Below are 13,235 nucleotides of genomic sequence, written 5' to 3'. Positions count from 1 at the left end.
ATAACATGAACCAATCAACTACATCGTATAATCGATCTGTGATTGTTGGGATTTTCCTCGTTGGGGCATTCGTTGCGATTTTAAACCAAACGCTTCTCATTCCAGCGATCCCGCATATCATGGAAGATTTCAATATTGAGGTCAGCAAAGGACAGTGGCTTACAACAGCCTTTATGCTGACAAACGGGATTCTCATCCCCATTACGGCTTTCCTCATTGAGAAATTTTCAAGCCGTTCTTTAGTTTTAACGGCACTTAGCATCTTTACAGCCGGTACAATTCTTGCTTCATTTGCAACGAATTTCCCGGTGTTACTTGCAGCGCGTATCGTACAGGCAGCAGGCGCAGGGATTTTAATGCCGCTGATGCAAACGATCTTTTTAACCATTTTCCCGAAAGAAAAACGCGGGCAGGCAATGGGCATGGTCGGACTTGTCATCTCGTTCGCACCTGCGCTTGGGCCAACACTTGGCGGCTGGATTGTTGATTCCTTCAGCTGGAAGTTCTTGTTCTATATTGTTCTGCCAATCGGTATCATTGATCTCATTCTTGCTTTCTTCTTAATGAAAAATGTGACGCAGCAAAGAGAAACACGTATTGATGTCTTATCTGTCATCTTGTCGTCGTTCGGTTTCGGCGGGCTGCTTTACGGATTTTCTAGTGTCGGCACGTATGGATGGACGAGTGCGACTGTTCTCATTTCGCTGATTGTCGGCGCCGTGAGCTTGTTCTTCTTTATCCTGCGCCAGTCGAACTTAACAAGACCGATGCTGGAGTTTGGCGTATTTAAATTTGCGATCTTTAGCTTAACAACCTTCCTCGGCATGCTTGTCTTTGCTTTATTAATTGGGACAGAGACGATTCTGCCGCTTTATACGCAGAATGTCAGAGGGCTGTCTGCACTTGATACAGGGCTTATCTTATTGCCAGGTGCTCTCTTCATGGGACTCCTGTCACCGATTATTGGACGGATTTTTGATAAAGTCGGCGGAAAAGGGCTGGCATTAGGCGGATTTACGATACTCACCGTTACCACCCTGCCATTTATGCTGCTCACCCTTGATTCATCGATCGCCCTCATTACGGTCGCCTACACGCTTCGGTTAATCGGGGTTGGGATGATCATGATGCCGCTGACAACCGCAGGTATTAACTCTTTACCGCCTCATTTGATCCCTCATGGGACAGCGATGAATAACACGATGAGACAAGTAGGCGGTTCCATTGGAACGGCTGTGCTTGTCTCTATCATGAGCAGCTCTGCTGCAAATGCAGAATTGACCAATCCATTAAAATCGGCCGTTCATGGAATGAATACGTCATTTTTCATTTCTGGTCTGATTGCCGTCATTGGTCTCGTCCTCTCCTTTTTCTTAAAGGAAAAAAAACGTGAGAATAAAGTGATGAAGCAGGAGCTATCTTCCTCCTCGTCTTCTTCATAAGAAAAAGAGCTCGGCATATGGCCGGCTCTTTTTTCATATACTCAGACAATATCGTCCTCTCTGTAAACACATTTGTATTTCTAGTGAAGAAAAACCTTGATAATTTAAAGAAAAGAGTTGATAATAGGAACTATTCAATTTGTGAGAAAATTTTTACTATAGGAGATGTATGCATTGAAGGTCGTTAAATTTGGTGGCAGTTCACTTGCATCTGGCAAGCAGCTGCAAAAGGTATTTGACATTGTAACAGCAGATCCAGCTCGAAAAGCAGTCGTTGTTTCCGCACCAGGAAAACGGCATTCAACGGATACAAAGGTCACCGATCTATTAATTAGCTGCGGTGAACAATATTTACGTTTAGGCGAAGCACATGATTTAAAGGAAGCAGTCATTGAGAGGTATGCCTCAATAGCGGATGAACTCGGATTAGGTCAAGACATTATCGATACCATCAGGCAAGATCTAGACACATTATTACAGGCTGATTCATCCCGCCCTGAGTGCTATCTTGATGCCATTAAAGCAAGCGGTGAAGACAATAACGCTAAGCTCATTGCCGCCTATTTCCGCCACCAGGGTGTAGAAGCTCATTATGTGAATCCAAAGGAAGCTGGTTTGTTTGTGAGCGATGAGCCTGGCCAAGCACAAGTTCTGCCGGAGTCTTATGATCATTTGTACAAATTAAGAGAGCGCTCTGGCATTATTATATTCCCTGGCTTTTTTGGCTTTAGTCTCGCGGGAGACATCGTCACCTTTTCGCGAAGCGGCTCAGATATTACCGGCTCCATTTTAGCGAACGGTTTGAAGGCAGATGTATATGAAAACTTTACAGATGTCGATGCTGTCTATGCCGTCAATCCAACGATTGTTCATGAACCGAAAGAGATTACAGAGCTGACATACCGGGAAATGCGCGAGCTGTCCTATGCTGGTTTTTCTGTCTTCCATGATGAAGCACTTATTCCAGCCTTCCGTGCAGGCATTCCGGTTCAGATTAAAAACACCAACAACCCGTCGGCAAAAGGGACAAAAATCGTAAATCAGCGGGACCATACAAATGGACCTGTTGTTGGAATCGCCTCAGACAATGGATTTTGTAGTATTTACATTAGTAAATATTTGATGAACAGAGAAGTCGGTTTTGGACGAAAGGTGCTGCAAACACTAGAAGAGTATGGGCTTACGTATGAGCATGTTCCTTCTGGCATTGATGATATGACCATTATTTTACGTCAGGATCAGCTGGAGGAGCAGCATATCGAAGAGGAGCTGCTAGACCGCTTGAAGGTCGTGCTTGATGCAGATGAGGTCGTTTTAGAGCGAAATCTTTCGCTGATTATGGTTGTAGGAGAAGCGATGCGTCATAATGTTGGCACAACAGCAAGAGCGGCAAAGGCGCTGTCAAAAGCCAAGGTCAATATTGAAATGATCAATCAAGGCTCTTCAGAGGTCAGCATGATGTTTGGCGTCAAAGCGGCTCAAGAAAAAGAAGCTGTTCAAGCCTTGTATGAGGAATTTTTCTCTATGTCTACTGTCCCTGTCTCTCTTTAATCAGAAGGCTGCCAGATCTTTGGATCGGCAGTCTTTTTTCATCTCGACGATCAGAGTGTTTTTGCGCATTAAAGTGTATCTATTTCTTGTTTGATTTTGTATGATAGAGACAAATCAACTATCAGTTCCGGCCTATGATCGGAGCTACAAGGAGTCCTAAAACAATGCCTCGTCAACAACTATTAAAACAGTTTCGCAATTTTCATGATGCTTCTACTAGTATTTTAAACATGATGAGTCAATTCATTGATGTGAATACACTGTTTATTGCTAAAAATGATCAAAACACCAATCAAATTGTAAAGGTGCTAAATCATGACGAGCAGCTTCTTGAAGAAGGAGAAGAACTTCCTTACGAAAAGACATTTTGCAAGCTTGTGGTCGATCATCGGGATACACTTGTGATTCCTGATATTTCGAAGGATGACCGTTTTAAATACTTAGAGGTTACGAAAAATCTTCAAGGCGGCTCGTTTATTGGAGTTCCCATTAATTTCACAGATGGGACGAACTACGGAACGATTTGCGGACTTGATTTGAGGCCGAAGCAGTTCACAGAAGAGCATGTGTATATGTTTGAAACGATGGCTTCATTATTAAGCTATGTCCTCGAACTAGACCGTGCCAACCGGCAAATTCGGCAATTGTCTGTACCGATCGTACCAGTTGTTGACGGTGTCGCTGTGCTTCCTCTGCTTGGTGATATCGAAGAGACACGTGCTCAGCATATTTTAGAAACCATTTTACAGGAAAGCTACAGGCTGTCGCTCTCTCATTTGGTCATTGATGTATCGGGAACCAAAAGCCTGAATGAACAAAGCATTCAATATTTGGTCAGCTACGCACAAACGCTGAGACTTTTAGGAATTTCGGCAGTTTTAACAGGTATTAAGCAAGACCTTGCTTTAAGTGCGATTCAATCCAATATATCGTTTAAAGACATCACCATCCGGAAAGATTTGCCGCAGGCACTTGCTCATATTGGGTTGACGTTTACCAAAAATGAATAAGTGGTGATTCACCAAAAAAGGCTAAAATGAACTTCATTTTAGCCTTTTTCTTTTGGAAACGGCAGTCGTATGGTAAATGTCGTTCCATTGTTTTTTTCACTTTTCATATCAATATGCCCTTCATGCAGGTCCACAAGCTGCTTCACGATAGACAAGCCCAATCCGTATTCTCCATACGGTGTATTCGTTCTTGAGATATCCGCTTTATAAAAACGTTCCCATATGTGTTTGACTTCGTCTGGCGCAATGCCAATGCCTGTGTCTTCCACTTCGATGATCGTCTCTTGATTTTCTTGTTTTCCTCTTAAGTAAATACGGCCGTCTTCTGTGAATTGAATCGCGTTCTTTGTGATATTGACAAGTATTTGAATGAGCCTGTCATAATCTGCATAAACCTTTAACTCGGGATCAACGTCCACGATCAGCTGATTGTTTTTCTCTTCGGCGATTCGGCTCAGCTGCTCTTTCATCACTTCAAATGTGTCAATGAGTGGATAATGAAATTTCTGAAGGGTAATTTGATTCGATCTAATTTTCTCATAATCCATATTTTCATTGACGAGGCGCAGCATACGTTTTGTCTCATCAGTGATTAAGGCGTAGCATTTCTCTTTCTCTTCTGCTGACACATCCGCAGTATTCAGCCATTCCACCAGTCCTCGAATGGTGGTCAGCGGTGTTTTCAATTCGTGAGACACATCTGCGATGAATTGACGTCTGCGCTTTTCGAGCCGGTCAATTTCCTCTCTTGATTGCTGAAGACGCTTGGCCATCATATTAAAATCCTCACCAAGTGTGCCAATTTCATCAAGGTGTTTGTTTTCAAGCTTGATGTTGTAATCACCTTGCGCAATCTTTTCAGTCGCCTCTCTCAACTTTTTGATGCGGTTCACATGAAATTTAGAGAGGAACAGGCTGAGAATAAAGGTGATCGTCAGCGCCACAAATACGATGATATACAGATAACGATTCATTTGGGCGATGAGCTGTTCAGCGCCTTGAATCGGGGCAATAAGGACAACTCCGCCCTTTAGCTTTCCATCCTCCATGACAGGGAGCGCCACAAGTGATGCCTCTTGATCAAGGCGGCGTGAATCACTTCGCTTCACAATGATTTGCTCTCCTTTTGAGAGTTTGGCCCATAAATCCTTTGTCAATAATACTTCATGCGGCGGCATCACTTGCTGCTGAGACAGAATATCTCCTTTTTCATCAAACACGAAAAAACGAATTTGCCTCGTCGAAAGAATATCTTCAAATGGCCGCAGACGAAAGGTCATCTCGCTTTTAGGGAGTCGTTTATAATCTTGCAAGATTTCATTCCCATAGGAGCTCATTTCATTCACTCTGTTTTGATAGGCAATATCTTTCACAAAATGAGATAAAAGAGTGCTGATAATGACAATGGCGATGAGCAATAACCCAAGGTGGCTGATCAGCAGCTGATAAAAATATTTAATCTTCATCGAACTTATACCCTACGCCCCATACTGTATACAAAAAGGGCTTAGGCCCGTCCCCAATTTTTTGACGCAGCCGTTTAATATGAACATCTACCGTTCGTTCATCTCCATAAAATTGGTATCCCCAAATTTGCTCAAGCAATTGTTCTCGTGAAAATACTTGCCGAGGATGCTGAATAAAAAAGCACAGCAGATCGTATTCTTTCGGTGTGAGGTTCTCTATTCGCTCTCCATCCAGGAAAACTTCCCTCGTTTTTTTATCCAACTGAAAATGTGCTGTCTCCAGCCGTTCGCCCTCATTCACCTTTTCTTGAGTAGTTGTATGAGCAAAGCGTCGTTTCACCGCTTTAATTCTTGCCATCAAGGTTAGTGGACTAAAGGGCTTGGTCACATAATCATCTGCCCCAAGATCAAAACCAAGCACCTGATCAGATTCGGTTTCCTTGGCTGTCAGCATGATAATCGGAATGTCACTGATCTGGCGCACTTTTTGACAAATGGTCAGACCATCCATCGAAGGAAGCATGACATCTAAAATGAGCAGATCCCAATCCTCCTCTTGCTTAAAGCGATTCAATCCTTCTAATCCATCATGAACGAATTCCGCTTGAAATCCCTCTCGTTGAAAAAACATATCCGTCATTGTACAAACGCTCTGATTATCTTCAATCATTAATATTTTCATGATCAGCCTCCGCTGCTACCATTGTTTTTCTTTATGTAGCTTTATTTTACATGTTCCCTTTCAAATCTCAATTGGATTCCACTGTTTTTAAGAACTTATCATCGTTTGGTCATCTTTTATTCATACTTTTTGAAAGAACTAATACTGCGGTGAATCACATGAGGTTTTTTTATGATGGCATTGCAGAAGATGGTCAAGATGTTAGTTGAAAATAGGACAGCGTCATTTACATATATTTTGAGAAAGAACTTCCTGACAGTTATAGGATAGATCTATTTAAAAAAGCTCATCTCTATTCGATGAGCTTTTTTATCATGCCAGCAACTTCAAATAAGCAGTGTCGTTTTCCTCTTCAACCGCCTGTAAAATCTGCTGTGCCTGTGATGCGCTTGTGACGCTGCTTAACTTTTGTATGATGTCTTCTTTCGATAACGCACAGCCTGGTGCTCCCTGAGGAATATCAACCCGCTTGCTCATGGTGGTGCCGTCAGTTAAGGTGAGCTTCACAATCGTAAAGCGTCCTTTTGGAACAGCATTGGGATGGGGTTCTGTCGTTTGATCATATCCTCTGCTTACCCGCTTCATCCATGTCCGCATGTCTGATGGAATGTGTTTTTTCGTAAAGGCATTCAGCGTAAGCGTCTGTCCAAACACTGCAAGTGCAATGACGTATTCGACACTGAATCGTCCTTCTTCCCCGGTTAAAGGTGTCCGCTCAATAAGCGCTGCATCTCCGCCTGGCGGGAATATGACATCGACCTGTTTTACCTGCTCCGGCAAGAAAGACCGCTCTTTCATTAAGGATTGGATCGCATCTGCTGCATGGTGGGCTGCTGAGCAGAATGGATATACTTTGAACCACAGCCCCGGCGAAACGATACGCCATGTAGAACCATAGCCCTCTAGCAAACGGCTTTTCGCAAGTTCCAGATCTCCATAGAGTGAAAAGAAACCAAGCGCGCCATCAAGAACCGAGTCATTCCCGCCAAAACCTAAACAAGCTAAATCCATAGACCAAACGGCTGTTTTAGCAGCTAAGCCGGCTTGTAATGGTTTCATATCAGAGCCAAACTGCTTTCGCATTCCGGCTGATTGCGCTCCGGCAAAGCCGATTGCTTTCGTCAGTTCTTCCTTGGAGACTTGTTTCAAATAGCCAATCGCACACACTGCCGCAATGGCTCCGAGTGTTCCTGTATTATGCCAGCCCCGCTCATAATGCGCCTTACCGATCGATTCGCCAAGTCTTGCCATCACTTCAACACCTGTGATGTAGGCAGCTAAAAACCGCTCGCCATACCCTTTGCCGTCTGTCAGCTGTGATAGCAGCGCTGGAATGATGACCGCGCTCGGATGTCCTCTCACATCTGAGTGCACATCATCATAATCCAGGGCATGGATGAGGTAGCCATTCAGCATTGCTGCAGATTGGCGGCTCACCTTCTTTCCTTGTCCAATGACAGGAATCTGAGCGGCTCCGCCTTCCTGTTCAACAAGCTGCATCAGCTTTTGGATCCCTTCATCCTCTTTCGCAGCAAGCGCTGATGCTGCAGCGTCTAACAGGCCATTTCTAGCCATTTGAATGGCCCGCTCATCCTGTAGCGGATCAGCAGAAAGCACTGCTTCTGCCAGATGTTTTGTTAATTCCATGATCGAGACTCCAATGCCCGAACGGCAAGTTCAGCAAAGAAGGCAGCGGAAACTGGAAGTGCGTCTTCATTTAATGTAAACGCAGGGTGATGCCACTCCTTCGTACCACTAGTCCCCATCCATACAAAAAAGCCTGGGATGCGTTCTTGATAAAGAGCAAAATCTTCTCCGCCCGGTGACTGCTCTGCCTGCACGACATGTAAGTCAAGTGAGCCAGCCGTTTCTTCTACCACCTTTGTCAGACGCTCATCATTCATGACAGAAGGCAAATAAGGATGCCATCTTACTTCAGCCTCTGCTCCAAATCCTTCTGCAATTCCACTGACGATTTGTTTCATAAGCTCCGGAATCATCGCTCTTACTTCAGGCTCAAACGTCCGAACGGTTCCTTCCATCTCAACACGGTCGGGTATGACATTCCATGATGTACCGCCTTGGATACGTGTGATACTGACAACCGCATGATGCAAGGAGCTGATGCGGCGGCTGACGATTTGCTGAAGGGCGCTTGTGATCTGCCCGCTGATGGCTATGGGGTCTACCGTGTGATTTGGAATACCGGCGTGGCCACCCGTTCCTTTAATATCGATTTCAAACCGGTCCACACTCGCCATCAATGCTTTTTCTCTAATGCCAATCGTGCCAACTGGCAGGTTAGGCTTGTTGTGCATACCGAAAATCGCATCGACTCCATCTAAAACGCCTGCCTCTATGACGTGTTTCGCCCCTTGAGCAACTTCCTCAGCCGGCTGGAACAAAATACGGACCGTTCCTTTGATCTCATGTTTCCGCTCTTTTAATAAAAGAGCCGCGCCAAAAATAGAAGCTGTATGGAAATCATGACCGCATGCATGCATTTTACCCGGTACCTTTGAAGAAAATGGTTCGCCAGATGCCTCTTCAATCGGAAGTGCATCAATATCGGCTCTCAAAGCAATTGTCGGCCCCTCTTGTTCTCCTTTGATTTCACAGACAACGCCTGTTTGAAGTGCTGGGATATCAAGTACAGTGATCCCTTCCTCTTCTAACCAGCGGCGCAGTTTCTTTGTCGTTTCATATTCTTCAAACGCCAGCTCTGGATGCTCATGAAGCGCTCGGCGAATGTTGATCAAACGTTTGTTTAAAGCTTCATTTCCTATTGATTTCACTAGACACTCACCCCTCTAAAGAATAAAAAGCAGCTTATGCTTCTTCAGCCGCTGCTTCTTTTTGGATAAATCGTTTCGTTCGTTCATTCTTTGTTTCATCAAATAGCTCAGTTGGCGTCCCCTGCTCGATAATATGACCATCCGCCATGAAAATCACATGGTCTGCCACTTCTCTTGCAAATGCCATTTCATGTGTGACGATGATCATTGTTGTTTCTTGAATGGCAATGGATTTAATGACTTGAAGCACACCTGAGACAAGCTCTGGATCAAGCGCTGACGTTGGTTCATCCAGCAAAATCGCATGTGGATCAACCGCTAACGCGCGGGCAATCCCAATCCGCTGCTGCTGTCCGCCAGATAATGTGACTGGATAGCTGTCAGCCTTTTGCTCTAACCCTACCTGCTTCAGCAGTTTCATACCGATTTCATTCGCCTGCTGCTTCGTCATTTTTTTCGTCACAAGCAACGATTCTGTAATGTTTTGCAGTGCTGTCTTGTTTTTAAATAAATTATAGTTTTGAAACACCATGGCCGTTTGTTGACGCAGCTGATGGGCTTCTTTACGTGAATATTTAGACGCATCGAGCTTCGCATCGCCAATTTCAATCGTGCCTTCATCTGGTATTTCTAATAAATTTAAACAGCGCAGCAAGGTGGATTTACCGGAGCCAGAAGGTCCGATAATGGCCACAACCTGCCCTTTTTGCACGTCGAGATTGATTCCGTCTAAGACGACAAGGTCGCCGAATGATTTCTTCAAATTGGTGAGCTTGATCATGTCCACACCTCCTTAATTCCGGTAAGGTTTGCTGATTTTTCGTTCAAACAGGTCCTGCAGGAAGCTATAAATAATCGTCAGCACCCAATATACAATCCCTACGGCTAAATAGGTTTCAAAGTATTTATAGTTCGCCGATGCAATCATCTTCCCCTGTGCAAACATTTCTGCCACACCAATGGTAAAAGCAAGAGATGTTTCTTTTAAAAGACCAATAAAGGTATTCCCCGTCGCTGGAATTGCATTTCTAATGGCCTGCGGGAAAATAATTCTAACGTAAGACTGCCATCTTGTCATACCGACAGATAAGCATGCCTCAAGCTGCCCTTCATCCACTGAGTTCAGAGCCGCTCTGAAAATTTCTGCTAAGTATGCTGAGTTCTTAATACTTAATCCGATAATGACCGCTGTTAAAGCATCCATTGAGGTCATCGCAGGGAATAGCTGCGGGAGACCAAAATAAATGAGAAAGAGCTGAACCAAGGTTGGAACCGCTCTGAAGAAAGAAATATACAGCTTGGCAAATTGGTATAAAACAGGTATCCGGTTTTTCGTAATGAGAGCGAATACCACACCAATGATAATGGCAAATACCATGGAGACAATCGCCATGAAGATCGTTATCGGCAAGTATTGAAGCAATGTCGGAAACACCGTCACCATATACTGCCAATCAATTTTGTTCATGTCTGCTCTTCACCGCCGCTGTCGTTATTTTTTAATTGGCACTGTCACATCGTCTTTGAAATATTTCTCAGACAATTTCTTAAGTGTCCCGTCTTCTCTTAATTCTTTGATGGCTTTGTTAAATTCTTCTCTTAGTTTGTCATGCTTTTTATCTTTCGCAAATGGATAGCCTACTTCTTCATACACAATTGGGTTGCCTACGATTTTCAGCGGCAGACCTGTTTTTTCAATTTGAGCAAGTAATACACTGCGTCCGTTGACATAAGCATCTACGCGGCCATTTGCCACTTCATTTAATACGCCGTCTTGCGTTTCATATGTTTTAATCTTAATTTTCTTGTCAGGGTCTTTGCTCTCTAAGTTTTTAGCATGGTTAGAGCCAAGAACCGCCGCCACTGTTTTTCCTTTTAAATCGTCAAGACCTTTGATGTCGTTGTTGTCTTTTTTCACGATGATTTGTGTTCCTGCGTAAGCGTACGTATCTGTAAAGTTAAATGTTTGTTTACGCTCGTCTGTGATGGCAACTTGGTTTGACACTGTATCGAGCTTACCAGACGTCAGCTGTCCCATCAGTCCGCTGAATTCACTCAGCTGCCAGTCTAGTTTGTAGCCAAGCTTTTTCGCAATGGCTTCTGTTACTTCAACATCGAATCCTACAAGCTTGCCATTGTCTTTATAAGCAAACGGATAGCTTTGTCCTGTAGCGCCTACTTTTAACACCTTTTCGTCTTTGCCTTCACTCTGATTGTTGCCGCCGCAAGCTGCTAAAACTGCCAGCATTGCTGCAAATAGAACGACTAGCCACTTTTTGTTTTTCATGTTTGTAAACCCTTCTTCCTCTTATGGTTGTGTGATATCTGTTCTTAATTGTTTTTTGAAATAAACCGTGATATGACCTTTGCCTAAATCTTTTTCTCCTGCTCTGACATAGCCTTTACGCTCATACATCTCTATGAGCCATGGATGCTTATCAGCTGTACCGAGCGACACGTACGGCACCTTCAGTGTATCCCTTAGCACTTCGGTTTCAACCCATTCCAGCAAGGCTGAGCCTGTGCCTTTTTTGGCGGCTGGTTCTGAGGCAAACCACCAGATGTGAGGGACGCCGAATGGTCCTGGCTGCTCTCCCCAAGGCATACGGAGTGATAAGGTGGATAGAAGCTCTCCGTTTTCTTCCATCACATAGCAAAGATTCTTTTGTACATTTTTCTGAACGAGAGCGAAATCAGCATGTGCTGCTTGGAACTGGATGCCTAGCTCACGAATTGGCTCGTAGGCTCTTGTTGTCAGTTCAAGCAGCGCCTCTATATCTGCCTCTGTTGCCAGACGAAACGTGTATCCCAACGTTAGTCACCTCACCCTTATGTCGTGTAGCGATTTTTTGGCTCTGTTAATCCAAGATTTTCTCGTAAGGTTTGTCCTGTGTAATCGGTTTTGAATAAGCCTCGTTCCTGAAGGATTGGGACGACGCGGTCTACGAACACATCCAGCCCTTCTGGCAAGAGCGGCGGCATGACATTAAAGCCGTCTGCTGCTTCTTCACGAAGCCATGTTTCCATCACGTCTGCCAGCTGCTGCGGCGTTCCAATGAAAATATTATGACCGCGTGAGCCGGCAACCGATTGATAAAGCTGGCGAATGGTCAGGTTATCCTTTCTCGCCATATTCATCACGAGATCAAAACGGCTTTTCACCGCATTTGACGTGCTCGGATCAATCTCTGGAAGCGGCCCGTCTAAAGGATACTGAGACAGATCAATCCCGCCTAAGTAATTTTGCAGAATGCTCAGTCCAATCTCAGGAACAATCAGCTCCTGTAATTCTTCATATTTCGCTTGGGCTTCTTCCTCTGTATCAGCAATGATCGGGAAGATACCCGGCATGATGCTGACGTCCTCTCTAGCACGGCCAGCAGCCTCTACTTTCCCCTTCAAGCTTTGATAAAATTCCTTCGCTTTATCGAGATCGTTTTGTGCAGTGAAAATGAGCTCTGCTGTTTTTGCTGCAAGCTTTTGGCCATCTTCAGAAGATCCTGCTTGAATGATCACGGGCTGCCCTTGCGGCGTGCGTGATACGTTGAGAGGACCTCTTACTGAGAAGAACTCACCTTTGTGCTGGAGCTCATGAAGCTTACTAGATTCGAAGAATTCTCCCGTTTCCTTGTTTCTGACAAGGGCGTCTTCCTCCCAAGAATCCCAGAGACCTTTGACGACTTCGACGAACTCTTCTGCACGCTCATATCGTTTATGGTGTGCTAAATGCTCTTCTCCGCTAAAATTTTTCGCTGTTTCTTCAATAGAAGATGTGACCACATTCCATGCCGCTCTTCCGCCTGATAAATGATCAAGGGAGGCAAACTGCCTTGCAATATGGAAAGGCTCACTGTATGTAGTGGAAGCTGTTGCCGCTAAACCAATGGTTGAAGTAGACTCAGCAATTGATGAAAGCAGCGTGAGCGGTTCAAATCTCGTTAATACGTTCGGATGAGAGGTTTGATTAATGGATAAACTGTCGGCTAAAAAGAGCAAATCCAGCTTTCCTTCCTCTGCCTTTTTCGCTAATTGTTTAAAATAATCTAGGTTCATGGCTGCATCTGGTACTGCATTCGGATGTCTCCAAGAGGCAACGTGATGTCCAGTTCCTGCGATGAATACGCCTAGCTTGAGCTTCCTTTTCGGCTGTGACACTTGTTCTTCATCCTTTCTATATCCTACATGTATCAAACTGAAGTACTTAGAAGATACATTTTTCTGATTGAATTAATCGGTTTTATTAATAAAAAAAGGGCAAATGTTGCGAAAAATGAAAAATAATTATTACT

General features: G+C 44.2%; 12 protein-coding genes. 3 read left to right on the top strand and 9 right to left on the bottom strand.

Annotated features, from left to right (window positions below; genetic code table 11):
• The first annotated feature begins 5 nt into the window (after positions 1 to 5).
• The 3 genes from EV579_RS15390 to EV579_RS15380 all read left to right on the top strand — a co-directional run bounded on the left by EV579_RS15390 (position 6) and on the right by EV579_RS15380 (position 4,003).
• Positions 6 to 1,442, top strand: a complete 1,437-nt coding sequence (locus EV579_RS15390; protein WP_133744762.1) for an MDR family MFS transporter — start codon at positions 6 to 8, stop codon at positions 1,440 to 1,442.
• 174 nt (positions 1,443 to 1,616) lie between these two features.
• On the top strand, positions 1,617 to 2,993 hold the full coding sequence (locus tag EV579_RS15385) for an aspartate kinase (protein ID WP_024425532.1): 1,377 nt from the start codon (positions 1,617 to 1,619) through the stop codon (positions 2,991 to 2,993).
• Between the two features lie 164 nt (positions 2,994 to 3,157).
• Entirely contained in the window at positions 3,158 to 4,003 is an 846-nt protein-coding gene (locus EV579_RS15380) for a GAF domain-containing protein (protein ID WP_025093640.1), read from the top strand.
• Between the two features lie 38 nt (positions 4,004 to 4,041).
• On the opposite strand, the gene EV579_RS15375 is transcribed toward EV579_RS15380, so the two are convergent.
• From EV579_RS15375 to EV579_RS15335, 9 genes are all read right to left on the bottom strand, one after another.
• Positions 4,042 to 5,469, bottom strand: coding sequence for a sensor histidine kinase (locus EV579_RS15375; protein WP_034622940.1), 1,428 nt, complete (start codon positions 5,467 to 5,469; stop codon positions 4,042 to 4,044).
• The gene (locus EV579_RS15370; RefSeq protein ID WP_024425529.1) at positions 5,459 to 6,151 is read right to left on the bottom strand and encodes a response regulator transcription factor; all 693 of its coding nucleotides are present in this window, start codon (positions 6,149 to 6,151) and stop codon (positions 5,459 to 5,461) included. The genes EV579_RS15375 and EV579_RS15370 overlap by 11 nt, the downstream gene beginning before the upstream one ends.
• A gap of 312 nt (positions 6,152 to 6,463) precedes the next feature.
• Positions 6,464 to 7,798, bottom strand: a complete 1,335-nt coding sequence (locus tag EV579_RS15365; protein WP_133744761.1) for an MmgE/PrpD family protein — start codon at positions 7,796 to 7,798, stop codon at positions 6,464 to 6,466.
• Entirely contained in the window at positions 7,789 to 8,946 is a 1,158-nt protein-coding gene (locus tag EV579_RS15360) for an amidohydrolase (protein ID WP_133744760.1), read from the bottom strand. Before EV579_RS15360 ends, EV579_RS15365 begins: the two co-directional genes overlap by 10 nt.
• A 34-nt stretch (positions 8,947 to 8,980) precedes the next feature.
• Positions 8,981 to 9,727 carry an amino acid ABC transporter ATP-binding protein gene (locus tag EV579_RS15355; RefSeq protein WP_087978509.1) on the bottom strand — a complete coding sequence of 249 codons (747 nt, stop codon included), beginning with the start codon at positions 9,725 to 9,727 and terminating at the stop codon, positions 8,981 to 8,983.
• A 12-nt stretch (positions 9,728 to 9,739) separates the two neighbouring features.
• Positions 9,740 to 10,414: an amino acid ABC transporter permease gene (locus tag EV579_RS15350; protein WP_041089072.1), complete on the bottom strand. Its 675-nt coding sequence runs from the start codon at positions 10,412 to 10,414 to the stop codon at positions 9,740 to 9,742.
• A 24-nt stretch (positions 10,415 to 10,438) separates the two neighbouring features.
• Positions 10,439 to 11,233, bottom strand: coding sequence for an amino acid ABC transporter substrate-binding protein (locus EV579_RS15345; RefSeq protein ID WP_024427304.1), 795 nt, complete (start codon positions 11,231 to 11,233; stop codon positions 10,439 to 10,441).
• A gap of 21 nt (positions 11,234 to 11,254) precedes the next feature.
• Complete coding sequence (locus EV579_RS15340; RefSeq protein ID WP_133744759.1) at positions 11,255 to 11,758, bottom strand: GNAT family N-acetyltransferase; 504 nt, start codon at positions 11,756 to 11,758, stop codon at positions 11,255 to 11,257.
• A 17-nt stretch (positions 11,759 to 11,775) separates the two neighbouring features.
• Complete coding sequence (locus EV579_RS15335; RefSeq protein ID WP_034283773.1) at positions 11,776 to 13,101, bottom strand: LLM class flavin-dependent oxidoreductase; 1,326 nt, start codon at positions 13,099 to 13,101, stop codon at positions 11,776 to 11,778.
• Between the last annotated feature and the right edge of the window lie 134 nt (positions 13,102 to 13,235).

This window comes from Bacillus sp. BK450, assembly GCF_004364885.1.
Taxonomy (GTDB): Bacteria; Bacillota; Bacilli; order Bacillales; family Bacillaceae; genus Bacillus; species Bacillus safensis.
This window is presented reverse-complemented; position numbering and strand designations above follow the sequence as displayed.